A 23,932-nucleotide genomic window follows, 5' to 3' on the forward strand; every position below is an offset into this window, starting at 1 on the left:
GCCTACACCACCGGTTCACTGGCGGCGCCGCGGGAGGGCAGGTTGCCCAGGGCGCCCGTGCGTGCCAGGCCGCGCACGGCCAGCCAGGACAGCAGCCCGGCGATGACGGCCCCGGAAATGGCGCCGAACAGCGTGTAGACGAGCTTCCACACGAACGCCCATTCCACGTTGTAGACCAGGGAGTCGTTGATGCCCATGGCCACGCCGGCCAGCGCGCCGGCCAGGAGTGCCACGGGCAGCGTGAAGCGGCGGTAGCGGAACACCGCGAAGACGATCTCCGCGCCCAGGCCCTGGACCAGGCCGGAGAGCAGCACGGTGAAGCCGAAGGAACTGCCCAGCAGCGCTTCGACAATGGCGGCCACCAGTTCGCAGTACAGCGCGGCGCCGGGCTTGCGGATCACCAGGGCGCCAATCACGCCGGCGATCAGCCACCCGCCGCCGTAGAGCCCCTGGAACGGGGGGAAGGCGACGGTGACGGCCGCGATGACGCCGTAGCCGGCGGACCACAGCCAGAAGATGACGCCCACGGCCACGGAAAGGACGGAGGCCACCACAATGTCCACCACGCGCCAGGTGGACTTTGCTGCTGCCTTGGGGTTTGCGGAACTGCCCGCGACTGACTTGCTCATTGTTTCCTCCTTTGCAGGAGGGGCGGCCGGCGGTATTTCCGCGCAGCCGAAGAGAACTCGACTCCCTTCGCCGGTACTAGCCGGAGCAGGTTCGAGGGTCTGCGGCGGACCGCACTCTCAGCGCCTTGTTCCAAGGTATGGAACAGGACGCTCCCCTGTCGTGTTGAATTGCGGCTTCAGTCTACCCGGGCCGCCGCGCCGCGGCGAATGTTTGTGAAGCACGACGGCGGCGGGAGCCCCGGGCGGGCGCGGGAGCCCCGGGCGGGCGCGGGCACGGCGCGGGCGCGGGACCGGACCGGCGCCGGAAATTCCGCTGCCTGCCGCCGCCAACCGGCTAGGCTGGCCAAGGGACGTCCGCAATTCGCCGAGCCCGCCGCACACCAAGGAGAGTTTTTGTGAATATTGTGTTCAAGCTGCTGGGAACCGGCGTGAGCCTGGCCGCAGGCTTTGTTGCCAGCAAGATCGTGGATACCGCCTGGGAAAAGAGCACGGGGAACAAGCCGCCCAAGGACGGCGCGGACCTGGAAAACAGCCTGCGCTCGGCGCTCACCTTCGCCTTGGTGTCCTCCGCCGTGGCGGCCGTGATCCAGGTCATTGCGAGCCGCACCACGCAAAAGGCGATCGCGCGCTTCAAGCAGCACCCCGAAGAGGTTTAGGACCGATCCAACCGCGGCAGCCCGCACCGGCTCCCCAACCCCGTACCCCTCCCGGCGCCCCACGCGGGCGTGGGTCCCGTCGAAAACGTCCTCAGTCCGCGTCTGCCGACACCCACTCCGGGTCAGTTCCCGTCCCGGTCCTCGACGGCGGCGGCCACCACGTCGTTGAGCTCGTCCGTGCTCAGCAGCTCCGGGCGGCGGTGCTTGGTGCGGTACCCGGCACGGCCCACCATGTGGGCGGACACCGGGACGGTCAGCAGCTGGAACAGCCACGCGACAATGAGCAGCGGCACCAGGGTCCAGGCGCGCAACTGCAGGCCCATGGCAGCCAGCATCAAAAACAAGCCCAGTACCTGTGGCTTCGTTGCCGCGTGCATGCGGCTCATCAGGTCCGGGAACCGCAGCAGCCCAACGGCCGCGGCCAGGCTCATCAGGGCCCCGCCTAGCAGGCAGATGGCGGTCAGCACGTCAATGATGGTCATGCCTCCTCCTTCCGGTGCGCCACGAAGCGGGCCACCGTGACAGAGCCGATGAACCCGATCACGCTGATCACCACCAGCAGGGCCAGGTTGTCGGTGTGCCGGTTCAACGCCATCTCCATGGCCAGGCCGGCCCCGAAGATGGCCAGCAGGACGTCCGCGGCAATGACGCGGTCCAGCAGCGACGGCCCGGCGGCGATGCGGTAAATGGTCCCGGCCGCGGCCAGCGAAAGTACGATGGAGGCAATCACCGCCACAATTTCCAAGCCTGTCACGGTGTCTCCTTGAGCGGCGTTTTCGGGGCGGGGAGGTTGGGCCCACGCGCCCGAGGGCCCCGCTGCGAGCTTGCGAGGGGCGGGAGGGCGTGGGGATTATCTCGAGCCTCAGCGGCGGTCGGCGTCATGATCTCCAACTTCAACGGCCAGGGCGGCCAGTTCCGCGCGGCTGCCCATGATGCGGATCAGCCTCGCCTCGATGTCCCGGATGCCGCGGCGCACCTGTTCCACGCTTTCCGGCGTCGGGGCGTTCATGGCGTGGACATACAGGGTGGAGGTGCCGCGGTCCACCTCCACCACCAGGGATCCCGGAATCAGTGAGAGCACGTGTCCCACGCCCGTCATGATGAGGTCGGAGCGGCTGCGCAGCGGCACGGCCACCACGGCGTTGCGGATCCGCGGCCCCTTCACGACGGCCCAGTGGAAGACCTGGCAGCTGGCCATGGCCACTTCCTTCAGGAACCACAGGCCAAACCACAAGGCACGCAGCACGTTGAAGCGCCCGCTCAGCTCCACGGGCGGCAGGTACAGCGTCCGGGACACGCCCCAGGCGATGATCAGCCCGAACAGCAGGTTGCCGGGGCTGAAGTCCTGCCAGAGGGCGCCCCACACCACCACCAGCCACACCAGCACCGGCAGCTTCTGCCAGGCGCCGCGCCGCACCTTCCCTGCGCCGGCGGTCCCCTTCCCGCCGTTCATGGCGCCACTCCCGTCTGCGCGCCGGCGCCCAGGACGGCCTCGATGTACGGGGTGCGGGCCAGCATGCCCTCGGCGGCGTGCCGGCTGAGCTCAAAAAGCGGCCCGGCAAAGACGCTCAGGGCCACGCCCAGGGCCACAAGCCCCATGGTGGAGTAGACCATCATCCGGGGCAGGATGGGGATCTCGTCTTCCCCGGAGAAGCGGCCCTCCGTAGCGTCCACGTAGCGGCTGGTGCGCAGCGCACGCATGCTGCGCCCGCCCGAGGCATCCGGCGCCGTGGCGAGGAGCACGGGGTCGGGATCCTCGGCGTCGGCCGTGCTGCGCCAAAACACGCGGTTCCAGACACGCGCCATGACCAAAAGGGTGAGCAGGCTGGCCACCACCCCGCCCACCACCAGCGTGTAGGCCAGTGGGGAGCCGTCCGCCACGCCCGCCTGCAACAGGCCCAGCTTGCCCAGGAACCCGGAGAACGGCGGGATGCCGGCCAGATTCATGGCCGGGATGAAGTACAGCACGGCCAGCACGGGAGAGAGCTTGGCCAGCCCGCCCAGCCGCAGGATGGCCGAGGTCCCGCCGCGGCGCTCCACCAGGCCGGTGACCATGAACAGGCTGGTCTGGATGGTGATGTGGTGGATGACGTAGAAGATGGTCGCCGCCAGCCCCGCCACGGAGGAAAGTCCGACGCCGAAGATCATGTACCCGATGTGGCTCACCAGCGTGAAGGAAAGTAGGCGCTTGATGTCCGTCTGCGCCAACGCGCCCAGGATCCCGACCACCATGGTCAGCAGCGCCACCCAGAGCAGCACGGCATTGAAGTGGTCGGTGGGAAACAGCAGCGTCTCCGTGCGGATGATGGCGTACACGCCCACCTTGGTGAGCAGCCCGGCAAACACGGCAGTCACGGGGGCCGGAGCCGTCGGGTAGGAGTCGGGCAGCCAGAAGGACAGCGGGAACACGGCGGCCTTGATGCCGAAGGCCACCAGGAGCAGGACGTGCAGCACGTGCTGGGTTCCGGGGTCCAGCTGGCCCAGCTTCACGGCCAGGTCCGCCAGGGTCACGGTCCCGGTGGCCCCGTAGACCATGGCGATGGCGATCAGGAACAACATTGACGAAACCACGCTCACCACCACATAGGTGATGCCGGCCCGGATGCGCGAGCCCGTCCCGCCCAGCGTCATGAGGACGTAGCTGGCGGTCAGCAGGATCTCGAAGCCCACGTACAGGTTGAACAGGTCCCCGGCCAGGAAGGCGTTGGACACGCCCGCCACGAGGATCAGGTAGGTCGGGTGGAAGACGGACACCGGCCCACCCTCCTCGCCGTCGGCGGCACCCTGGCCGGATGCGAAGACCAGCACCGAGAGGCTGACGGCGGAGGAAACCACCAGCAGCAGCGAGGAAAACTGGTCCGCCACCATGACGATGCCGAAGGGAGGAGCCCAGCCGCCCAGGTGAACCGCGACGGGCCCGGACGTCCACACCACGGCCAGCACCAGCACTTCCAGGGCCAGCGTCAGCGCCAGGATGGCCAGGCTGACGCGGCGCTGCGCGCGGGGATGGCGGATGAGCACGAACGCCAGGGCTGCGCCCAGCATGGGAAGGGCCACGGCAAGGGGTGCCAGGGACGCGACGCTCATGCCCCGCCCCCCGTTCCCGGCCGGCTGCCGGGGCCGTGCCCGCCGCCCGGATGTTGGCCCCGGGCTTTCGCCGTCTTCAACGTCACTTGCCGGATCATTTCGCGGCTGGCCGCCGGCTGGTTGTTTTCGTGGAAGTCGGAGACTTCAATGGCGATTTCCGAGTCCTCCTCGGCGTCAAAGAGGTCCTGCCTGGCGACGCGGAGGTCTTCCCGGTCATCCTGGATCTGGTCGGCGCGGCTGAGCAGCCAGGACCGGTAGACCAGGCTCAGCATGAACGCCGTGACGGCGAAGGAGATGACGATGGACGTCAGGATGAACGCCTGCGGCAGGGGATCGTTATATGCCGCCGCGGGAATGTCCTTGTGGAAGACCGGTGCCAGCCCGGCATAGCCGCCGGTGGCCAGCAGCAGCAGATTCGTGGCGTTGGCCAGCAGCATCAGGCCCAGCAGGACGCGGGTCAGGCTGCGTTCCAGCAGCAGGTAGATGCCGATGGCATACAGCACGCCCATGACCAGCAGCAACGTCAGGTTGACGCTCACCGGACCACCTCCAGCGGCTCGTCGTCCTCAATCAAGGTGATGGCGCCGATCCCGTCTTCTTCATGCTGGTCAATTTCGGAGCCGAGGCTGCGCAGCACGTCGATCACCAGCCCCACCACCACCAGATACACGCCGATGTCGAACAGCGTGGAGGTGACGAACTTGACGTGCCCAAACACGGGCAGGTCAAAGCCGAGGATGGCGCTTTGGAAGATTTCGCCGCCCAGGAACAGCGGCACCATTCCGGTGAGAGCCGCCGCGGCGAGGCCCAGCCCCAGCAGCGTCCCGGCGGAGATGCGTGTGGCCTCGGCCAGTTCAAAGCGGCCGCCGGCCAGGTACCGGATGGTCAACGCCAGCCCGGCCACGAGACCGCCGGCAAAGCCGCCACCCGTGCCGTTGTGACCGGCCAGCAGCAGGTAGATGGACAGCACGATGATGCTGTGGAACACCAGCCGGGTGACCACCTCGAAGATGATGGAACGCCGTTCCGGGGCCAGCGTGCGCCCCGCAACGAGCCAGGGGTCGGCGGGCACCACGGCAAACCTCTTGGCCAGTTCGACGACGGCACTGGGCAACATGCCCGGCCCGCCAATGCGGCCAACGCTGCCGGTGGCCACGGTCTCGGCGCGGGCCAGGCGCTGCCCGCGCCCGCGGACAAAGATCAGGCTGGCCACGCCCGTGGCGGCAACGGCCAGCACGGAAATCTCGCCAAACGTGTCCCACGCCCGGATGTCCACCAGGGTCACGTTGACCACGTTGAGGCCGCCGCCGCCCTCGTAGGCCATTTTCGGCAGGCTGAGGCTCACCGGGGTGGCGGTGCGCGAGCCCATGGCCACGATGCCCACCAGCACCATGACGGCGCCAAACCCGGCACCCAGCAGAATGCGCACCAGCTTGCGGGCGCCGGCGGCGCGTTCCCGCAGGCCGGCCGGCAGCGAACGCATGGCCAGCACAAACGCCACCAGGATGATGGTTTCCACCAGCATCTGGGTCAGCGCGAGGTCGGGCGCACCCTGCAGGGCAAAGATCAGCGCCACGCCGTAGCCGGTGACCGAGACCATCAACACGGCCATGAAGCGCTTGTCCGCCCGGGCGGCCGCCACGGCGCCCACCACAATGGCCGCGCCCGCAACCAGCTGGAGCGGCGAGCCCATGTCCAGGAAGTAACGCTGCCCCGCCCAGCTTGGTTCGGTCAGCACCAGCACCGCGCCGACCGACGCGACGGCCGTGGCCAAAATGACGGCCAGATAAAAAAACAGGGATCCGCGCTGCGTCCGCCCGGTCACCCAGATCGCCACCAGGTCCAGGACCACCACGGACTGCCGGTAGCCGCGCTCCAGGTCCGGCATCGGAGGCAGTTTCCCCTGCAGTGCCTCGAAGCGGCCCCGCAGCAGGAACATGGACGCGCCGCCGGCAACCACCACGGCGCTCAGGGCCAGCGGAAGCGTGAAACCGTGCCAGAGCCGCAGGTGCAGCCCATGCGGGTCAAGGGCGGCGAACTGCGCACTGTAGGGGGCAATCCATGTCTCCATGGGGGCCGGATACACGCCAAGCGCCAGCGTCAGCGTGCTGAGCAGGGCCGGGGCACCCAGGAACAGCCAGCCCACGGGCTCGAAGGCGGTCACGGGGAGGCCCGGTTTTCTGGCAAAACCGCCCCACAGGAACCTGGCGCTGTAGGCAAAGGTCAGCACGGAGCCCAGCACCATGAGGGCAAGCACGGCCACTTCCAGCACGGGTCCCGCAGCGCCGTAGCGCGCGTTCGCCGCAAAGGCGGAAAACACGGATTCCTTGGCCACGAAACCGGCCAGCGGCGGCAGCCCGGCCATGGACGCCGCACCGACCAGGGCCACCACGCCCAGCTTCGGCGCGGAACGGAACACGCCGGACAGTTCACGGATGTCGCGGGTGCCGGACTGGTGGTCGATGATGCCCACGACCAGGAACAGGGCGGCCTTGAACAATCCATGGGCCAGCACCAGGACCATCCCCGCAAGGGCCGCTTCGCGGCTGCCCAGCCCGACGACGACGGTCAGGAAGCCGAGCTGGCTCACCGTGCCGTAGGCGAGAATGAGCTTGAGGTCGTGCTGGCGCAGCGCCCGCCAGCCGCCCAGCAGCATGGTGGACAGTCCCAGCACGGTCAGCAGCACCTGCCAGTACTCCGTGCCGGAAAAGCCCGGGGCAAGACGGGCCACCAGGTAGATGCCGGCCTTGACCATGGCCGCGGCGTGCAGGTACGCGCTGACGGGGGTGGGGGCGGCCATGGCGCCGGGCAGCCAGAAGTGGAAGGGCAGCAGGGCTGACTTGGTGACCGCTCCCACCAGGACCAGGGCAACGCCAACGTCCAGCACCGTGCCGGGCGTCCCACCGGCCGCCACCAGTGCCGGCGCCCGGGCCAGCAGGCCGGAGATGCTGTACGTCCCGGCGCCTTCGCCGACCATGATCAGTCCCACCAGCATGGCCAGGCCGCCAAAGGTGGTCACGATGAGCGCCTGCAGTGCGGCGCGCCGGGCGGCGATGCGGGTGCGGGCGTAGCCGATGAGCAGGTAGGACAGCACCGTGGTCAGTTCCCAGAACACAAAGAGCAGGATCAGGTTGTCCGCCGTGACAAGGCCAAACATGGCCCCGGCGAAAGCGAGCAGCTGGGCACCAAAGCCGCCCAGTCCGGCGTCGTCCGTCTTAAAGTAGCGGGCACAGTAGGCCAGCACCAGGGCGCCGACGCCCAGGACAAGCAGGGACATCAACCATGACAGCTGGTCCATGCGAAAGGTGAGGTTCAGGCCCAGGGTGGGGATCCAGGGAACGTCCAGCGCGGGGCTGGGGCGGGACGCGGAGTAAACGTTGCCGTACTGGGCCAGCAGCCAGGCGAAGCTGGCGGCGGGAACGGCGGCAAGAAGGTAGAACGCGGAGCGGCCCCAGCGGGAAAACATCAGGGGCGCGACAACGGCCACCATGAAATGTGCGCATAGGACAATCAACAAACTGGGCTCCGCAGGGTTCGGGCTGGACGCAGGACTTGCAGGAGAAACACCGCTTCTTTGGACCGTTTCAGCCTATCAAGCGGCCCGGCCCACGGCGCGGGGGCACACGGTGCCGGCGGCGGGATGTGGCGGCAAGCACGCCCCCAAGTCGCTTTGTCAATGTCCGCCCGTCGGCCGCCCCGTGCCTATAGCATGTGCCCTATGACTGAGTTCCCCCCGGCGGCCGCCATTCCGCCCGCGCAGACGGCCAGGACGCCCGGCACCCCGTGGCAGATCACGGCCTGGTCCCTGTGGGACTGGGGCGGTGCGTCGTTCAACGCCGTCATGACCACCTTCATCTTCACGGCCCTGTACCTGACCGGCGCCGCCTTTGGCGGCGCGGACCACGCATCGGCGGTGCTGGGCCTGACCATGTCGATCGCCGGTCTTGCCATTGCCCTTTTCGCCCCGGTCGCCGGGCAGCGCACGGACCACAGCGGGCGCCGGAAGCTGTGGTTGGGCATCAACACGCTGATCGTGGCCCTCCTGACGGGTGCGTGCTACTTTGTCCAGCCGCACGAGTCGTACCTGCTGCTGGGCTGCATGCTCATAGCTGCCGGGCACGTTTTCATTGAGATTGCGGGTGTGAACTACAACGCCATGCTGCTGCAGATTTCCACCAAGCACACCATCGGCAAGATTAGCGGTTTTGGCTGGGCGGCCGGCTACCTGGGCGGCATCGTGGCCCTGCTGATGGTCTACTTCGGGCTGATCAGGCCCGACGTCGGCGTCTTCGGCATCACCAGCGCCGACGGCATGTCCTACCGCGCCGTGGCCGTATTTTCGGCGCTGTGGATCATCGTGTTCTCCATCCCCGTCATGTTTGCCATCCCCGAGTCGCCCCGCAATCCGAACATGCCGCGGATCGGCTTCTTCCAGGCCTACGCGGAATTGTGGCGGACCATTGTCCGCCTGTCCCGCACCTCCCGGCACACCCTGTACTTCCTGATCGCGAGCGCGGTTTTCCGCGACGGGCTGGCCGCGATCTTCACCTTCGGGGCGGTCATTGCCGTGGGCTCGTTTGGTTTCAAGACCGGCGACGTGCTGATTTTCGCCATTGCGGGGAACGTGGTGGCAGCCGTCGGGGCCATGTCCGCCGGCTTCTTTGACGACAAGGTGGGTCCCAAGGCGGTCATCGTCACCTCGCTGGCCGGGCTGGTGGTGTGCGGCGGGACCATGTTCTTCCTGCACGGCAAGAGCGCGTTCTGGATTTTCGGGCTGCTGCTGACCCTGTTCGTGGGCCCGGCTCAGTCGTCCGCCCGCACGTTCATCGGCCGGCTCGCCCCCGCCGGGCAGGAGGGAGAGCTGTTCGGCCTGTACGCGACCACGGGGCGCGCCGTGTCCTTCCTGGCCCCGGCCATGTTCACCGTGTTCATCACCGCGTTTGGCACGCAGCGCTGGGGCATCCTGGGGATAGTGCTGGTGCTGGTGCTGGGACTGGCCCTCCTGCTGCCGGTCAAGGCCCCGATCCACGCCGCCGCGGAGCGCTGAGGCCGGATCAGGCCCGAGCTAGATCCTGGTGCGGTGGAAGTTTTGGTGCGACCGCGACGCCGTGGGGCCGCGCTGGCCCTGGTAGCGGTTGCCGTACTGCCCGCTGCCGTAGGGGTGTTCGGCCGGGGACGAAAGCTGGAAGAAGCACAGCTGGCCGATCTTCATGCCAGGCCACAGCTTGATGGGCAGCGTCGCCACGTTGGAGAGCTCCAGCGTGATGTGCCCGGAAAAGCCGGGGTCGATGAACCCGGCAGTGGAGTGCGTCAGCAGGCCCAGGCGCCCCAGCGACGACTTCCCCTCGAGGCGGGCGGCGACGTCGTCCGGCAGCGTGACCGTCTCATAGGTGGAGGCGAGGGCAAACTCGCCGGGATGCAGGATGAAGGCTTCGTCCGGGTCCACCTCGACCAGGCGGGTCAGCTCCGGCTGTTCCTCGGCCGGGTCAATGTGCGCGTAGCGGTGGTTGTCGAAGAGACGGAAGTACCTGTCAATGCGTACATCCACGCTGGATGGCTGGACCATGGAAGGGTCATACGGGTCCAGGCCAATCCGGTTGGCGTCAAGGTGGGCTCGGATGTCGCGGTCTGAGATCAGCACCCTCTAAAAATAGCGCATGCCCGCCCACCCAACGGTGCGGGGACTATATTGCGCTCCGCCAGCGTTGAATACCAACGCCAATTGGCAGCGCAGGACGACTAAGGTAAGACCATGAATATTGAAGAGACCCCTCTTCCGGGAATTGGCGTGCGCAGGGAAGTGCAGCTCGCCACGGGCCGTCGGGTGGGCGTTGTCACCCACCGCGACGGACACACCGAACTGATCCTCTCCCGCGTTGACGACCCGGACGCCTGTGCCGCGTCCATCCCGCTCAGCGCCGAGGAAGCCTCCGCCCTGGGCTCCCTCCTCGGCTCAGCCCAGCTCATCGCCCAGCTGTCGAAGGAACAAAAGGACGTGGCCGGGGTGACGACCCACCAGATCCTGATCCGGCCGGGGTCCACCTATGCGGGACGCCCGCTCGGTGACACGCAGATGCGCACCCTGACCGGCACCTCGATCGTCGCGCTGCTGCGCGGCGACGAGGTCATCGGCTCGCCGCGCCCGGACCAGCTTTTGGAGGTGGGTGACCTGGTGGTCATTGTTGGCACGGAGTCCGGTCTGGCAGAGGCGGCCCAAATCCTGCAGTCCAGATTGTAGTTCCGTAGTGGATCCGACCACGCTCTCCCTCATCCAGCTCGGAGTTGTGTTTTTTGCGCTGGGCTTTTTGGGCAGGCTGGCCGGACGCATTGGCATGTCCCCCGTGCCGCTGTACCTTTTGGGAGGACTGGCGTTTGGCCACGGCGGGCTCGTGGACCTCGGCGGCATCAACGATTTTGCGCACATCGCCAGCGAGATCGGCGTCATCTTGTTGCTGCTGATGCTTGGCCTGGAATATACGGCCCACGAACTCGTCACGGGCCTGCGGCAATCCTGGATGGCAGGCCTGCTGGACCTGGTCCTGAACATGGTGCCGGGCATCGCCGTGGCGTTCATGCTGGGCTGGGGGCCCGTCGGCGCCCTGGTCATGGCCGGCATCACCTACAGCTCCTCCTCCGGCATCATCGCCAAGGTCCTGGGCGATCTGGGCCGTCTCGGAAACCGGGAAACCCCCGTGGTCCTGGCCATCCTGGTCATCGAGGACCTGGCCATGGCAGCCTACCTGCCCATCCTGACCGCGGTGCTCGCCGGGGTGTCCTTCCTGGGCGGGCTGACCACCGTCGGAATATCCCTGGCCGTCATTTCCGCGGTCCTGCTGGGCGCCCTGCGGTACGGGCACATTGTCTCCAACGTCCTGGAAAGCCCGGACCGGGAGTCGTTCCTGCTCAAGCTGCTGGGCGCCGCCCTGCTGGTGGCCGGCTTCGCGTCGGCCCTGCAGGTCTCAGCGGCCGTGGGGGCGTTCCTGCTCGGGATCGCGATCTCCGGCGGCACGGCCACGAACGCCACCCGCGTGCTGGAGCCCCTGCGCGACCTGTTCGCCGCCATGTTCTTTGTGCTGTTTGGCCTGAACACCGACCCCCGCACCATCCCTCCCGTCCTTGGAGTTGCCCTGGCACTCGCCGTGGTCTCGGCCGCCACCAAGGTCATCACCGGCTGGTGGGCCGCCCGCCGGCAGGGCATTGCCACCCTGGGCCAGGCCCGCGCCGGGGCCGCGCTCATTGCCCGCGGCGAGTTCTCCATTGTCATTGCCGGGCTCGCGGTGGCGTCCGGGGCCGTGCCGAAGGAATTGGCTGCCCTGGCCACCACCTACGTGCTGATCATGGCCGTGTTTGGCCCCGTTGCCGCCCGCTATGTGGAGCCGCTGGTGCGCCTGTTCCAGGGCAAGAAGTCCCGGGGCAAGGAACCGGAGATCATCTTCTGACCCGCCCGGGCCGTCCGACGCCGGAGGCCCGGCTGCCGTGCGCGCCACCCGTTGCGCCGCACACCCGTCCCGCACCGGCGTGCGGCGCCCCGCGTGCGGCGTCCGGCGTCGTCGCGCGGGGACCGGCGGCGTCGTGCGGCGGTGTCCGGGGACTTCCCAAACATCCGCTAGACTTTTGATCGAAGCACCACCGCCGGGACAAGACTTCACAGTGACGGCGGCTTGTGCGGGCGTAGCTCAATGGTAGAGCGCTAGCTTCCCAAGCTCGATACGCGGGTTCGATTCCCGTCGCCCGCTCTCTCCCAGACCAGTGTCCCTGTTGCTCAGAACAGGGGCACTGCTTTACGTCGGGGCCGGATTTGGCAGAGGGGCCGGCACCCAGCGAGTGCGTGTAGGGTCGGGACCATGGGACCATTTTCGGTTCCACCTGAGGAGCTGACATGGGCGACAAATCACCACGGCAAACCGCATCAAAGAAATCCAGCAAGTCCATCAAGGAAAAGCGCGCCGACAAGCGCGCCGGTGAGGCGACTGCCGGGATCGCGGACAAACCCACGCCCGCAAAGAAAAAATGACGGCCGCCAGGACCGGGCTGCGACTCGGCGTCCTCGGGGCGTCGCGCAAGCCCGACGAACGCCGCGCCCCCATCCACCCCGAACACTTTTCCCGCATCGAGGCCGACGTCCGCGCCGGCATGGTGGTCGAGGAAGGCTACGGTGTCCGGTTTGGCGTTTCCGACGCCGCGCTGGCCGAATTGGTGGGCTCCGTGTCCCCGCGTGAGGAGGTGGTGGCGCGCTCCGACGTCGTCATCCTGCCCAAACCGCAGGCCTCAGACCTGGCGGACCTCAGAGACGGCCAGGTGCTGTGGGGCTGGCCGCACTGCGTCCAGGACCGGGCCATCACGCAGCTGGCCATTGACAAGAAGCTGACCCTGATTGCGTTTGAGGCCATGAACCACTGGGCCTCCGACGGCGGATTTGGCCTGCACGTTTTCCACAAGAACAACGAGCTGGCCGGGTACTCCTCGGTCATGCATTCACTGTCGCTGATCGGCTCCACCGGTGACTACGGGCGCCGGCTCAAGGCCGTGGTGATCGGTTTTGGCGCCACCGCCCGCGGCGCGGTCACGGCGCTGAGTGCCCTTGGCATCCACGACGTCCAGGTGCTGACCAGCCGCAGCGTGGCTGCCGTCGCCTCCCCGATCCACTCGGCGGAGATGGTGCAGTTCGACTTCGCCCCGGAGCCCCCGCACACCGGATTCGTCATGCTCGACGACGGCGACGCGCCCCTGGCGGCGTTCCTTGCCGAGGCGGACATCGTGGTCAACTGCACGCTGCAGGACCCCAACGCGCCGGTGACCTACCTGGCGGAGGCGGACCTGGCCGGTTTCCGGCCCGGCAGCCTGATTGTGGATGTTTCCTGCGACGAAGGCATGGGCTTCAGCTGGGCCCGCAACACCTCGTTCACCGACCCCATGTTCACGGTGGGCCGCCACATCAACTACTACGCCGTGGACCACAGCCCGTCCTACCTGTGGAATTCCGCCACGTGGGAGATCAGTGAGGCGCTGCTTCCCTTCATCGAGCCGGTGGTGGCCGGGCCGCAGTCATGGGAGGCGAACGAGACCATCCGGCGCGCCATTGAAATCCACGACGGCGTCATCGGCAACCCCGCCATCCTTGAGTTCCAGGGGCGCCAGGCAAGCTACCCTCACCTGCCCCTGGCGTAGGGGGCCGGCGGCTCCGGCCCGGCGCGGGCACGGGGGTGTTGGGGCACGGCCCGGCGGGGCCGCGCCCCGCGCGCCTACTCGGCCGCTTCGGGCAGGGCCGGCTCAAACAGTTCAACGAGGTTGCCGGAGGGGTCCTCCACCAGCACCTGCCGGCCGCCCACGCCGTTGATCACACCGGTCCGCAGCACCACCCCCGCCGCCGCCAGCCGTGCCGCCTGCGCGGCCACGTCCTCCACCTGGAGGGAGAAGCGGTTCCAGCCGCCCGGCGTTGGAAGCGTGCCGTCGGCCAACGCGTGGCCCCCGCCGCCGGGTGCGCCGCTGGCATCCGTGGCACCGGGTGCGCTGAGCAGCAGCCGCAGGGGCCCGCGCGAAAGCATGGCAAATCCCGGGGCAGGGTGCATCACCTCCGCGAACCCCAGCAGGCCGACGTAAAAACCGATCGCGGCATCGACGTCGTTGACTATGTACCGGATGCTGACTTGCCCCATGGCGGCCCCACTTTCCTTGGTCTCCACAGTACGCCGCACGCGTAGCATGGACGCCATGGTTGATTCGTTGACCCGGGACCAGCGCCACAGGGTCATGGCGAACATCAAGGGCAAGGACACCAAGCCGGAGATGCTGGTCCGCCGGCTGCTGTTTGCGCACGGCTACCGGTACCGGCTCCATGCGGCCGGCCTGCCCGGCACGCCGGACCTCGTCTTTCGCGGACGCCGGAAGGCCATCTTTGTCAATGGCTGTTTCTGGCACTCCCATTCGTGCCCGAACGGAACACGCCGGCCGCAAACCAACCCCGAATTTTGGCAGGCCAAGCGGGACCGGACCGTGGAACGTGACGCCCAGGCGCTGGCCCTCCTCCACGAACTGGGGTGGGGCACCATCACGGTGTGGGAATGCGAATTGAAGGCGCTGGACCAGGTGTCCGCCGCATTGTTCGGTTTCCTCGGGCCGCCCCGGCTGGAACGGTCCCGGCGTCCTGAGGTGTCCCAGTTTGGGTACCAAAAACCCTTTGACCCCTAGCACCAGCGCCGCGGGGACCCTATGCTCAAATAAGTTGGTCCATCGCGCTAGCGAAAAGGTGATTTCATTGGGGAAGTCCGCAGGCAAAATGATTCAAGACGAGGGGTGGGCGCCGCAGCCGGTGGGCATGACGCGCAAACCATGGACGCCATCAGGTTTTTGGCCCCACCAAAGAATCCGGCAGGTGCCGGCCCCCGTCAACGCGGCAGTCAGCGGAACTGACGCACCAGCGGGCATTCAAACGGATCAACGGCAGACAGGCCTACCCGATTGAGGTAGGCCACCACAATGGCGTAGGACTGAAGCAGTGAGGTTTCCGTAAACTCAATGCCGTTCCTTGCACACGCCTCGCGGACCAGCCCATTGCTCCGACGCAGTTCCGGCCGGGCCATGTCCGGGAACAGGTGGTGCTCCACCTGGTGGTTCAGCCCTCCCAGCAGCGTGTCCATGAAGAAGCCGCCGCGAATGTTCCGGCTCGTCACCACCTGCCGGGTCAGGAAGTCAACGCGGCTGCCGGCCTCCAGAATGGGCATGCCCTTGTGGTTCGGCGCGAACGACGCCCCCATGTAAAAGCCAAACACGGCCATCTGCACGCCGACGAACGCCAGTGCCATGCCCCACGGCAGGACCAGGAACAGCGCCGTGAGCAGGGCGCCAAAGCGCAGCACGAGCAGGCCGAGCTCCACGTAGCGGTACCGCACGCCTTGACGTCCCAGCAGGGTTTTGAGCGAGTCCAGGACCAGGCTGAACCCGAGGAACAAGATGATGGGGAACAGCAGCGTGCCCTGGTGCCGGGTGAACACGGCCGCCAAACCATGCTTGGTGGCCGCACCTTCCTCGTGGAACGCGACCACGCCGGTGTGGATGTCCGGGTCCATGCCCTTCGTATTGGGGTTTTGGTGGTGGGCTGTGTGCTTCTTCACCCACATGGCATAGCTCATGCCCACCAGCAGCGGCCCCAAAATCCGCGCGGACCAGTCGTTGGCCCGGCCGGAGGCAAAGATCTGGTGGTGCGCGGCCTCATGCGCCAGGAACGCGAACTGGGTGAACAGGACCCCGAGCCCGGCGGCAATCAGCAGCTGAAACCAGGTCTGTCCCAGCAGGACGAAACCGGTGCCGGCCGCTCCGAGCGCAAGCATCAGGACTGCGAACAGGGAAATGTAGAAGGTGCGGCGGCGCCGCATGAGTCCCCGCGCCCGTACCGTTTTCAGCAGCGCTGAGTACGTTTCAATGACGGGGTTGATGGAGTTTGGCATGATGTGCGCCTCGGATAGCTCTGCTTTGGGTAGCCTTCCGGGGTCTGGGGTGCCACTACAAGTCTACCTCCCTGCCGGTTGCGCGAAAAGGAGGCGACGAGACTCATGAAGAGTGCCCGCGTAATGGGGTGCGTGCCTCATTTGGGAAGTGCCCGCGAAAAAGGGTGCACGTCTACTGGATTGCCCGTGGCACAATATACAGCGGCGCCCTCAGGCTGCGCAGGTTGACCTTGAGCGTCAGGTGCCCGCGCCGGGCCAGGGCGATTCCGATGGTCGCCGCCGCCAGGGCCGGCATGCCGCCGGCGATGAGCATGGCCCAGTGCACGCCCACATGTTCGGCCAGCCACCCCATGAGTGGGCCGCCGAGTGCCTGCCCGCCGATGAGCACCATGATGTACAGGCTCATGACGCGCCCGCGCACCAGGACGTTGGTGGACGTCTGCACCAGCTGGTTGGCATTGGTCAGGAACATCAGCGACGCAAAGCCGGCCACCACCATCACCATGCCAAAGGTGACCATGTTCGGCGACAGCGACGCGACCATGAGCACCACGCCGTACGCGCCGGCGGCGCACATGACCGTGCGCAGCCGCAGGACCGCGACCCGGGTCGAGGCGAGGGCGCCGGCCAGGGCCCCGAGCGCAACGAGGGTGTTGAGCAGGCCGTAGCCCCCGGCACCGGCATGGAACACGTTGTTGGCGTAGGCCGCCATGAGCACGGCCAGGCTCAGGCCAAAGACCGCGAAGAACCCCGCCATGACGGCCGGCCAGAAAATGGTGGGCTTGGCCAGTGCATAACGGACGCCTTCCATGAGCTGGCCCTTGCCGCGCTTGGCCGGCGCCATCTTGACCAATTCGCCGGGTCGGATGAAGGCCAGGGACGTGACGGTGACGGCACAGGCCAGGGCGTTGGCGGCGAAGGCCCAGCCGCCGCCGACCGCGGTGATGAGGATGCCGCTGATGGCGGGGCCGATCATGCCACCCATCTGGAAGATTGAGGAGTTCAGGCTGATGGCGTTGCGCAGTTGGCGTGGACCCACCAGCTCGTTGACGAAGACCTGCCGGGCGGGCTGGTCGACCACCACCACCAGCCCCAGGATGAAGGCGATGACGTAAATGTGCCACACCTGCAGCTGTCCCGTCAGTGCCAGGACGGCCATGGTGGCCGCCAGAATGCCGGCCGAGCCCTGGGTGATCATCAGGATCAGGCGCTTGGAGTACCTGTCGGCCAGGATTCCGCCCAGCGGCATGAGCACCAGGGACGGAATGAACTGCATGAAGACGGTGATGCCCACGGCCGTGACCGAGCCGGAAAGTTCCAGCACCAGCCAGTCCTGGGCCACGCGCTGCATCCAGACAGCAATGACGGCCAGCAGGTTGGCGGAGGCAAAGATGCGGTAATTGCGGATCTTGAGCGAAGAGAACGTCTGGTTCCACGGCGGGCGAGTGGCGACGATGTTGATGGGTGCGGTCAGGGCAGCATTCTGGATTACTGAAGGGGGCGTCAACGGATGGTCCTGGGCTGGAAGGGTCTAGGTGGATGGCTCCCTTTAAGCCTAGGCAGCGCCACCTCATGTCGAAAGGGTATGGTGACTATAAGTAGCATTGCAATACGTAATAGTGAGGTGGAGCACCGCATGCATGGCACACCAACGTTTGACCCCGTGCAGCTGAAGACTTTCCTGGCCGTGGCGGAGACCCGCAACTTCACCCGCGCCGCCGAGCGCCTGGGCATCAGCCAGCCGACGGTCAGCCAGCACGTCAGGAAGCTGGAACAGGCGGCCAAGCGCGTGCTGGTGGCCCGGGACACCCGGGACGTGCGCCTGACGGACAACGGCGACGCCATGGCCGGCTTTGCCCGCACCATCCTGGCCGCGAACGACGCCGCCACCCGCTACTTTTCCGGCGCCGCCATGCGCGGACGGCTGCGCTTCGGCACCGCGGACGACCTCGCCATTACGGGGCTGCCCCGCATCCTGCGCGAATTCCGCCAGCTGTACCCGCAGATCAACCTTGAGCTCACGGTCAGCCAAAGCGACCAGCTGCACCGCCGGCTGAAGGCCGGGCAGCTGGACCTGGTGTTCGTGAAGTGGGTGTCCGGTGCGCAGGAGGGCGAGGTGGTCAAGCAGGACACCTTCGCGTGGGTGGGGCTGGAGCAGACGGTCCTGGAGCCCGGCTCGCCCGTGCCCGTCATTGTCTACCCGGCACCGAGCCTGAGCCGCAAGCTGGCCCTGGACGCGCTGGAAAACCACGGCCGCACCTGGCGGATCACATGCTCCACCAAGCAGATCAGCGGAGTGCTGGCGGCCCTGCGCGCCGGGATCGGCATCGCCGTCATGCCCACCTCCCTGGTGCCGGACGACCTGAAGGTCATCACCAAGCGCTTTGACCTGCCGCCCGTGGGAGACGTCGACTTCACCCTGATCCGCAACCCGCTCGCCAACACCGAGGTGGTGGACGCGCTGACGCAGGCCATCATGGGCCGCAAGCTCACGCCGCTGAGCCGGCGGTAACTGCCGGGCGGCTGGCAGGCCGCGCGCCACCGGCCGTAAGCGAACTCACAAGCCCCCCGCCCGGCGTCGCGGTAGAATGGGGGCGTTATGAACCGAACCATGTTTAAGTCCAAGATCCACCGTGCCACGGTGACCCACGCCGATCTCCACTACGTCGGCTCCGTCACCGTCGACCACGATCTGCTGGACGCCGCGGACATCCTGCCCGGCGAGCTGGTCTCCATTGTGGACATCACCAACGGTGCCCGCCTGGAAACGTACACCATTGCGGGCGAGCGGGGCTCGGGCGTGGTCGGCATCAACGGCGCCGCGGCCCATCTGGTCGACGTCGGGGATCTGGTCATCATGATCACCTACGCCCAAATGTCCGACGCCGAGGCCCGCGACTACGTGCCCACCGTGGTCCACGTGGATGCGGACAACAGGATCGTGAAGCTGGGCACCGACCCGGCCGAGGCCGTCACCGAAGGCCTGCTGCGCCCCGCCCTGGCCCGCTAGCCCACGCTGTCCCGCCACGAGTGGGCCGGCGCGTAGCCGATCACCCGGCGCGCCGCGTCGATCGCCAGCAGCGTTTCATGCCCCGACACGTCCCGGCGCCGCTCCAGCCCCGGGAAGAATTCATCCAGGAGCTCCGCCGATGGCCGGTCCATGACCGTGTCCGCCGCCGCGATGATCAGGTTTTCGCTGCCCGTGCTGTCCGCCTCGATGGCGTTGCGGCAGGCCGCGCCGACGTCGCGGGAGTCCACGTAACCCCACAGGTTCCAGGCCCGTGACATCGGATCCGACCAGAACCCCGGCACCCGCACATACTCGGCCTCCGTGAAGATGTTGGTCAGGCGCAGGCCCACAAACGGGATGCCGGACCACGCCGCAAACTGGGCCGCGGCGGCCTCGCCCAACACCTTCGAGAGAGCGTACGTCGAGGAAGGATGGGGGAAATGGGCCTCGTCGACGGGCGCATAGCGCAAGGTCCCGCCGTCGTCCGCGAACGGCAGGCCCAGGGTGGTCTCGCTCGACGCCCACACCACGCGGGCCAGCCCCAGCGCCTGGGCGGCCAGGAACACATTGTGGTTCATGGCGGTGTTGCGGTTGAGGGTCTCGGCCGGCGGGAACATGCCCGGCTCCGGGATGTTGGCAAGGTGGACCACGGCGTCAGCGCCGGAGAGGAACTGCAGGGCCTGCCCGTAGTCGGTCAGGTCCACACGCATGGTGGGGGCGCCCAGCTCGGAGTTGCGGCCCACCGGCCCGGCAATGTCGCAGGCGCGGACCTCGTATCCGTGGGCCAGGAATTCCGCGACGGCCGCGCGGCCTGCCTTGCCGTGCGCGCCGGTGACGGCAATGGACTTGACGGGAATGACGCTCATGATGACTCCTTGTGGCGTGGGCGGGCGGAGAGAATACGCTTTCTCAGCTTAGGCTGGGCAGGTGCCCGCCGTGAATATTTTCCACCCACCCCAGACGTGCTAGCCGTCGCCGAGGGGTTTTCCGTGGTGTGGCTCATCATCCTGGTGGGCTGGTTTGTGGGCAGGCGCCGCCTTTTGGGCGACAACGCGCCCCAGGTGCTGAGCCGGCTGTCCTTTTTTGTGGCGAGTCCGGCGCTGCTCCTCGAGACACTGTCCAAGGCGGACTTGAAGCAGGTGTTTTCCGAGCCGCTGCTTGTGGCCGCCGTAAGCGCCGTGTTCACCGGGCTGGTGTTTTTGCTGATTTCGAGGTTTTGGCTCAAGCGCTCCCTGAGCGAGGCGCTGCTCTCGGCGATGTCCTCCTCCATTGTCAACGCCGCGAACCTGGGCATCCCGATCGCCGCCTATGTGCTCGGCGATGCGGCGCTGATCGCCCCCGTGCTGATTTTCCAGCTCGCGTTCTACACCCCCTGCTATCTGCTCGTGCTGGATGCCACCACCAGCGGGCACCGGGCAACGCCGGGGCGCATCCTTTTACAGGTTTTCCGCAATCCCATGATCCTCGGCACCCTGGCGGGGCTGGTGCTGGCCGCGTCCGGCTGGAGGCTGCCGTCGCTGCTGGCCGAGCCCGTCCACCTCATTGGCGGCGCGGCGATCCCCGCCATCCTCATCGCCTTTGGCATGTCCCTGGGCACCAGCAAGCCCCTCTCGGCCGCCGACGGCCGGCGGACGGACACGCTCCTGGCCACGGGTTTCAAGCTGGTGCTCCACCCTGTGGCGGCCTACCTGCTGGGGCACTTTGTCCTCGGCATGTCGGGGGCCGCGCTGTTCGCCGTCGTGGTGGCCGCGGCGCTGCCGTCGGCACAAAACGTCTACGTGGTGGCCCAGCGCTATCTGGTGGGCGTGACCGTCGCCAAGGACACCGTGCTGGCCACGACCGTCCTGGCGATCCCGGCCATGTTTGCCGTGGCCGTGCTCCTGGGCTGACAGGAGGCCTCCCACTTTGAAGCTGCCCAGCGTTGGCCCCCAGCGCTGCGCCACTTCACGGCCTTGGCGCCGCGGACATCCCCGCACGGATGCAAGGCGCCGAATGTGACACAAGGGTACGCTTTTGCCATGGCTACCAACTCCACAGATGAGATTGTCGCAAAGTTCAAGGCTGGCTACACGTTCAGTGGTTCGTCCATTGCGCTCGGTGCGGCCCTCGTGGACGGGCAGGTCCACCCCGAGGCGCAGGTCAGCCTGCCCCTGGCCATGATGAACCGGCACGGCCTGGTGGCCGGCGCCACCGGCACGGGCAAGACGGTCACGCTCCACATGATGGCCGAGCAGCTGTCCACGGCCGGCGTCCCCGTCTTCATGGCGGACATCAAGGGCGACCTCACCGGGCTGGCCACCGCGGGCCAGGGCAGCGACAAGCTGACGGCCCGCACGCAGGGAATCGGCCAGCAATGGGAGTCCAAGGCGTTCCCGGTGGAGTTCCTGGCCCTGGGCGGCGCCGGCAACGGCGTCCCGGTCCGTGCCACGGTCACCTCATTCGGCCCCATCCTGCTTTCCCGCGTCCTGGGCCTGAATGAGACCCAGGAATCCAGCCTCCAGCTGGTCTTCCACTATGCGGACACCAAGAGCCTGGAACTCTACGACCTCAAGGACCTGCGCGCCGTCATCCAGTTCCTCACCTCGGACGAGGGCAAGGCGGACCTGACAGAGCTGGGCGGCCTCTCCAAGGCCACGGCCGGCGTCATCCTGCGCAACCTCATCACCCTCGATGCCCAGGGCATGAGCGACTTCTTCGGCATGCCGGAGTTCGACACTGCCGAACTGCTGCGCACCGCCCCCGACGGCCGCGGCGTCATCAGCTGCCTGGAACTGCCCAGCGTGCAGGACAAGCCGCTCCTGTTTTCCACCTTCCTCATGTGGCTGTTGGCCGACCTGTTCCGCGACCTTCCCGAAGTGGGCGACGCCGACAAGCCGAAGCTGGTGTTCTTCTTCGACGAAGCGCACCTGTTGTTCACGGGGGCCAGCAAGGCGTTCCTGGACGCCATCACCCAGACCGTGCGGCTGATCCGCTCCAAGGGGGTAGGCATCTTCTTCGTCACCCAGACACCCAAGGACGTGCCCGGCGACATTCTCGCGCAGCTGGCCAACCGGGTCCAGCACGCCCTGCGCGCCTTCACCCCCGATGACGCGAAGGCCCTCAAGGCCACCGTGTCCACCTTCCCGGTGAGCGCCTACGACCTTGAGGAAGTCCTCACCTCCGCCGGCATCGGCGAAGCCGTGGTCACCGTCATGAATGAAAACGGCGCCCCGACCCCGGTGGCGTTGACCCGGATGCGCGCGCCGGGGTCCGTCATGGGGCCCAGCTCCGACGACGCCGTCAAGGCAGTGGTCGCCGCCTCCGCCCTGCTGCCCACCTACGGGACCGCCGTGGACCCCGTCTCCGCCTATGAACGGCTGGAGTCCCAGGCGCCCGCCGCCTCCACCGGGGCCGCCGTCGGAACCCCGGCTCCCCCTCCCGCGCCGGCCCGGATCCCCGTCCCGGGGAACGACGGCGGCGGGCTTGGTGCGGAGGTCATGGACGCCTTGGGTGGCGCGCTGGGCGGCGGCGTGAAAAGCATGATCCGCTCCATGGGCTCCCAGCTGGGCCGCAGCCTCATGCGCGATATGTTCGGCACGGCACCGCGCCGGAGGCGGTAACTGGGGCCAAAGTCACAAAACCATGACCTCGCTGCGGCGGATTCCAGTGCCCGGAGTCCTAGACGGTACAGTGGACGGCGTGAAGAACGGGGCCGAACTCATCAAGATTGCCGCCGCGTGGCTGCTGATCCTGATGCTGGCCATCGCCGCCGCCATCGTCACCATTACCGTGGTGAACAGCAATTCCTTTGGGCCGGCGCGGACCGTCGAGACCTATTTGGACGCCCTCCGAGCCGGCAACGGCGCCAAGGCGCTGGGCCTGCTGAACGGCAGGGTCCCCTCGGCCAACGCGGCCGTGCTGGATGGCCCCGGCCTTGCCAAGTCGCAGGAGGGCCTCAAGAACGTCCACATCGGTGAACCCACGGATGCCCCGGAGCACCAGCAAAAGGTCACCGTCAGCTACACCATTGGCGGCCAGTCCCTCTCCACGGACTTCACGCTCAAGCCGGGCCCCAAGCAGTGGATGTTCTTTGACAGCTGGAACATGGTGCCCACCACGCTGCCCACCATCAATGTCTCCGTGGTCAACGCCAACCAGGCATCCATCAACGGCGTGGACGTCAACATGCCCAACGGCAGGAATTCCTTTGCGGCCTTTTACCCGGGCAGCTACGAGACCGCATACAAGTCGCCGCTTTTCGCCGCCCCGGCAGTCCAGCGCAGCGTGACGGGCCCCCTGGAGTCCGTTCCCGCCGTCGCACTTGCCACGGGGCCCACCAGCGACCTCCTGTCGCAGGTGGGTTCCACCATCCACAAGTACCTCGACGCGTGCGCCAAGCAGGCTGTGCTGCTGCCCGCCAACTGTCCCATGAGTGCCGCCACCGACAACCGCGTGCTCTCGGCGGTGAAGTGGAGCATCCTGGACTACCCCTCCGTGTCCATCACCCCATACGGAGGGAAATGGATCATGGCCCCCCTGACGGTCCGGGCCCAGGTGGAATACCAGGAGCAGGACCTGTTCACCGGGACTGTGGCACCCGTCAAGCACGCCGAGGACTTTGGCTTCACGGCCAAACTGTCGATCGAGGGCAACACAGTCGACGTGACCCCGGTGGTCAGCTACTAGGCCCCGCCGACACGGACCCGCCGCGTCCGTATTTCGGGTCCGTATTTCGGGTCCGTATTTCGGGTCCGTATGTCGGGTCCGTATTTCGGGTCAGTACTTCGGGTCCGTGCTTCGGGCGGGCCCGCCGGGGCCCGCGTGGCCGGGCCCTGGACGGGGCTTTTCTGGTGGTGCTCCCTGCACAGGGGGACCCACACAAAAGGTAGTACACATATTCGAATAATCATCTGGTTTTGTCAGTGGCACCCCGTAATGTGGGGGATATGGAAGCAACGGCACGGACACCGGGACACCCCGGATCCACACGGGAGGGCAGGGACGGCGGCGGGCACGTCCGCCGCCTCATCGCCCTGGCCGAATCCCTGGCCCGCGCCGCCACCACCCCGTCCACCGGACCGTCCCCCCGCCCCGGCGCCGCGCCCGGTCCCGGCGCCGGTTCCGGTT

Annotated in this window: 25 protein-coding genes, 1 tRNA gene and 1 riboswitch; of the genes, 14 read left to right on the top strand and 12 right to left on the bottom strand. The window is 67.3% G+C overall.

The features are described from left to right. Positions 1-2 precede the first annotated feature (2 nt). Complete coding sequence (locus G6034_RS01630) at positions 3-629, bottom strand: ECF transporter S component (RefSeq protein ID WP_176633336.1); 627 nt, start codon at positions 627-629, stop codon at positions 3-5. A 45-nt stretch (positions 630-674) separates the two neighbouring features. Beyond that, a riboswitch (TPP riboswitch) is annotated at positions 675-796 on the bottom strand. Positions 797-1,024: 228 nt separating this feature from the next. On the opposite strand from G6034_RS01630, the gene G6034_RS01635 reads away from it, so the two are divergent. Next, positions 1,025-1,285, top strand: coding sequence for a DUF4235 domain-containing protein (locus G6034_RS01635; RefSeq protein ID WP_176633337.1), 261 nt, complete (start codon positions 1,025-1,027; stop codon positions 1,283-1,285). Between the two features lie 122 nt (positions 1,286-1,407). Here G6034_RS01635 and mnhG read toward each other — a convergent pair whose 3' ends face one another. The 6 genes from mnhG to G6034_RS01665 form a co-directional block, all read right to left on the bottom strand. Then, positions 1,408-1,767, bottom strand: a complete 360-nt coding sequence (gene mnhG / locus G6034_RS01640) for a monovalent cation/H(+) antiporter subunit G (protein ID WP_176633338.1) — start codon at positions 1,765-1,767, stop codon at positions 1,408-1,410. After that, positions 1,764-2,030: a monovalent cation/H+ antiporter complex subunit F gene (locus G6034_RS01645; protein ID WP_176633391.1), complete on the bottom strand. Its 267-nt coding sequence runs from the start codon at positions 2,028-2,030 to the stop codon at positions 1,764-1,766. Before G6034_RS01645 ends, mnhG begins: the two co-directional genes overlap by 4 nt. Before the next feature lie 117 nt (positions 2,031-2,147). Beyond that, positions 2,148-2,738, bottom strand: coding sequence for a Na+/H+ antiporter subunit E (locus tag G6034_RS01650; RefSeq protein WP_176633339.1), 591 nt, complete (start codon positions 2,736-2,738; stop codon positions 2,148-2,150). Then, entirely contained in the window at positions 2,735-4,372 is a 1,638-nt protein-coding gene (locus G6034_RS01655) for a Na+/H+ antiporter subunit D (RefSeq protein WP_176633340.1), read from the bottom strand. The genes G6034_RS01650 and G6034_RS01655 overlap by 4 nt, the downstream gene beginning before the upstream one ends. After that, the gene (locus G6034_RS01660) at positions 4,369-4,911 is read right to left on the bottom strand and encodes a Na(+)/H(+) antiporter subunit C (RefSeq protein ID WP_176633341.1); all 543 of its coding nucleotides are present in this window, start codon (positions 4,909-4,911) and stop codon (positions 4,369-4,371) included. The genes G6034_RS01655 and G6034_RS01660 overlap by 4 nt, the downstream gene beginning before the upstream one ends. Continuing rightward, positions 4,908-7,889, bottom strand: a complete 2,982-nt coding sequence (locus G6034_RS01665; protein WP_176633342.1) for a Na+/H+ antiporter subunit A — start codon at positions 7,887-7,889, stop codon at positions 4,908-4,910. The genes G6034_RS01660 and G6034_RS01665 overlap by 4 nt, the downstream gene beginning before the upstream one ends. Before the next feature lie 201 nt (positions 7,890-8,090). On the opposite strand from G6034_RS01665, the gene G6034_RS01670 reads away from it, so the two are divergent. Beyond that, on the top strand, positions 8,091-9,419 hold the full coding sequence (locus tag G6034_RS01670; protein ID WP_246295194.1) for an MFS transporter: 1,329 nt from the start codon (positions 8,091-8,093) through the stop codon (positions 9,417-9,419). An 18-nt stretch (positions 9,420-9,437) separates the two neighbouring features. Here G6034_RS01670 and dcd read toward each other — a convergent pair whose 3' ends face one another. Further along, a complete protein-coding gene (gene dcd / locus G6034_RS01675) occupies positions 9,438-10,013 on the bottom strand; it encodes a dCTP deaminase (protein ID WP_176633344.1) in 576 nt (191 codons plus the stop codon). A gap of 111 nt (positions 10,014-10,124) precedes the next feature. Here dcd and G6034_RS01680 point away from each other — a divergent pair, with 111 nt between their 5' ends. The 5 genes from G6034_RS01680 (at position 10,125) to G6034_RS01695 (ending at position 13,540) form a co-directional block, all read left to right on the top strand. After that, the gene (locus tag G6034_RS01680) at positions 10,125-10,610 is read left to right on the top strand and encodes a cation:proton antiporter regulatory subunit (protein ID WP_176633345.1); all 486 of its coding nucleotides are present in this window, start codon (positions 10,125-10,127) and stop codon (positions 10,608-10,610) included. Between the two features lie 7 nt (positions 10,611-10,617). Then, the gene (locus tag G6034_RS01685; protein WP_176633346.1) at positions 10,618-11,811 is read left to right on the top strand and encodes a cation:proton antiporter domain-containing protein; all 1,194 of its coding nucleotides are present in this window, start codon (positions 10,618-10,620) and stop codon (positions 11,809-11,811) included. Positions 11,812-12,037: 226 nt separating this feature from the next. Next, positions 12,038-12,108: transfer RNA gene (locus G6034_RS01690), tRNA-Gly, on the top strand. A 143-nt stretch (positions 12,109-12,251) separates the two neighbouring features. Continuing rightward, on the top strand, positions 12,252-12,386 hold the full coding sequence (locus G6034_RS20050; protein ID WP_281375351.1) for a hypothetical protein: 135 nt from the start codon (positions 12,252-12,254) through the stop codon (positions 12,384-12,386). Beyond that, positions 12,383-13,540 (top strand): N(5)-(carboxyethyl)ornithine synthase, encoded by a 1,158-nt coding sequence (locus G6034_RS01695; RefSeq protein ID WP_176633347.1) that lies wholly within the window; start codon positions 12,383-12,385, stop codon positions 13,538-13,540. Before G6034_RS20050 ends, G6034_RS01695 begins: the two co-directional genes overlap by 4 nt. 74 nt (positions 13,541-13,614) lie before the next feature. Here G6034_RS01695 and G6034_RS01700 read toward each other — a convergent pair whose 3' ends face one another. Further along, complete coding sequence (locus tag G6034_RS01700; protein ID WP_246295195.1) at positions 13,615-14,085, bottom strand: VOC family protein; 471 nt, start codon at positions 14,083-14,085, stop codon at positions 13,615-13,617. On the opposite strand from G6034_RS01700, the gene G6034_RS01705 reads away from it, so the two are divergent. Further along, a complete protein-coding gene (locus tag G6034_RS01705; protein WP_176633349.1) occupies positions 14,084-14,560 on the top strand; it encodes a very short patch repair endonuclease in 477 nt (158 codons plus the stop codon). The two genes, G6034_RS01700 and G6034_RS01705, sit on opposite strands and share 2 nt — an antisense overlap. A gap of 209 nt (positions 14,561-14,769) precedes the next feature. Here G6034_RS01705 and G6034_RS01710 read toward each other — a convergent pair whose 3' ends face one another. Together G6034_RS01710 and G6034_RS01715 are read right to left on the bottom strand one after the other, a co-directional pair. Then, a complete protein-coding gene (locus tag G6034_RS01710) occupies positions 14,770-15,816 on the bottom strand; it encodes a fatty acid desaturase family protein (protein ID WP_176633350.1) in 1,047 nt (348 codons plus the stop codon). Between the two features lie 172 nt (positions 15,817-15,988). Then, entirely contained in the window at positions 15,989-17,323 is a 1,335-nt protein-coding gene (locus G6034_RS01715) for an MFS transporter (RefSeq protein WP_176633351.1), read from the bottom strand. Positions 17,324-17,452: 129 nt separating this feature from the next. Between G6034_RS01715 and G6034_RS01720 the strand changes: the two genes are divergently transcribed. Together G6034_RS01720 and panD are read left to right on the top strand one after the other, a co-directional pair. Further along, on the top strand, positions 17,453-18,328 hold the full coding sequence (locus tag G6034_RS01720; protein ID WP_176633352.1) for a LysR substrate-binding domain-containing protein: 876 nt from the start codon (positions 17,453-17,455) through the stop codon (positions 18,326-18,328). An 87-nt stretch (positions 18,329-18,415) separates the two neighbouring features. After that, positions 18,416-18,826 (top strand): aspartate 1-decarboxylase, encoded by a 411-nt coding sequence (gene panD / locus G6034_RS01725; protein ID WP_176633353.1) that lies wholly within the window; start codon positions 18,416-18,418, stop codon positions 18,824-18,826. Here the strand turns inward: panD and G6034_RS01730 are convergent. Beyond that, complete coding sequence (locus tag G6034_RS01730; RefSeq protein ID WP_176633354.1) at positions 18,823-19,692, bottom strand: NAD-dependent epimerase/dehydratase family protein; 870 nt, start codon at positions 19,690-19,692, stop codon at positions 18,823-18,825. The two genes, panD and G6034_RS01730, sit on opposite strands and share 4 nt — an antisense overlap. 96 nt (positions 19,693-19,788) lie before the next feature. Between G6034_RS01730 and G6034_RS01735 the strand changes: the two genes are divergently transcribed. The 4 genes from G6034_RS01735 to G6034_RS01750 all read left to right on the top strand — a co-directional run. Continuing rightward, on the top strand, positions 19,789-20,715 hold the full coding sequence (locus tag G6034_RS01735; protein WP_176633355.1) for an AEC family transporter: 927 nt from the start codon (positions 19,789-19,791) through the stop codon (positions 20,713-20,715). A gap of 129 nt (positions 20,716-20,844) precedes the next feature. Continuing rightward, entirely contained in the window at positions 20,845-22,425 is a 1,581-nt protein-coding gene (locus G6034_RS01740; protein ID WP_176633356.1) for a helicase HerA-like domain-containing protein, read from the top strand. A 70-nt stretch (positions 22,426-22,495) separates the two neighbouring features. After that, the gene (locus G6034_RS01745; RefSeq protein WP_218063421.1) at positions 22,496-23,491 is read left to right on the top strand and encodes a hypothetical protein; all 996 of its coding nucleotides are present in this window, start codon (positions 22,496-22,498) and stop codon (positions 23,489-23,491) included. Between the two features lie 260 nt (positions 23,492-23,751). Next, positions 23,752-23,932: hypothetical protein (locus G6034_RS01750; protein ID WP_218063422.1), on the top strand; the 181-nt coding region annotated here is incomplete at its 3' end.

It is taken from the genome of Arthrobacter wenxiniae (genome assembly GCF_013376105.1).
Classification (GTDB): Bacteria; Actinomycetota; Actinomycetes; order Actinomycetales; family Micrococcaceae; genus Specibacter; species Specibacter wenxiniae.

Coding starts and splice junctions, on each gene's coding strand:
- G6034_RS01710 (WP_176633350.1), bottom strand. CDS start 15,816: ATGCCAAACTCCATCAACCCCGTCATTGAAACGTACTCAGCGCTGCTG.
- panD (WP_176633353.1), top strand. CDS start 18,416: ATGAACCGAACCATGTTTAAGTCCAAGATCCACCGTGCCACGGTGACC.
- G6034_RS01730 (WP_176633354.1), bottom strand. CDS start 19,692: ATGAGCGTCATTCCCGTCAAGTCCATTGCCGTCACCGGCGCGCACGGC.
- G6034_RS01695 (WP_176633347.1), top strand. CDS start 12,383: ATGACGGCCGCCAGGACCGGGCTGCGACTCGGCGTCCTCGGGGCGTCG.
- G6034_RS01700 (WP_246295195.1), bottom strand. CDS start 14,085: ATGGCGTCCATGCTACGCGTGCGGCGTACTGTGGAGACCAAGGAAAGT.
- G6034_RS01650 (WP_176633339.1), bottom strand. CDS start 2,738: ATGAACGGCGGGAAGGGGACCGCCGGCGCAGGGAAGGTGCGGCGCGGC.
- G6034_RS01680 (WP_176633345.1), top strand. CDS start 10,125: ATGAATATTGAAGAGACCCCTCTTCCGGGAATTGGCGTGCGCAGGGAA.
- G6034_RS01740 (WP_176633356.1), top strand. CDS start 20,845: ATGGCTACCAACTCCACAGATGAGATTGTCGCAAAGTTCAAGGCTGGC.
- mnhG (WP_176633338.1), bottom strand. CDS start 1,767: ATGACCATCATTGACGTGCTGACCGCCATCTGCCTGCTAGGCGGGGCC.
- G6034_RS01630 (WP_176633336.1), bottom strand. CDS start 629: ATGAGCAAGTCAGTCGCGGGCAGTTCCGCAAACCCCAAGGCAGCAGCA.
- G6034_RS01705 (WP_176633349.1), top strand. CDS start 14,084: ATGGTTGATTCGTTGACCCGGGACCAGCGCCACAGGGTCATGGCGAAC.
- G6034_RS01720 (WP_176633352.1), top strand. CDS start 17,453: ATGCATGGCACACCAACGTTTGACCCCGTGCAGCTGAAGACTTTCCTG.
- G6034_RS01655 (WP_176633340.1), bottom strand. CDS start 4,372: ATGAGCGTCGCGTCCCTGGCACCCCTTGCCGTGGCCCTTCCCATGCTG.
- G6034_RS20050 (WP_281375351.1), top strand. CDS start 12,252: ATGGGCGACAAATCACCACGGCAAACCGCATCAAAGAAATCCAGCAAG.
- G6034_RS01670 (WP_246295194.1), top strand. CDS start 8,091: ATGACTGAGTTCCCCCCGGCGGCCGCCATTCCGCCCGCGCAGACGGCC.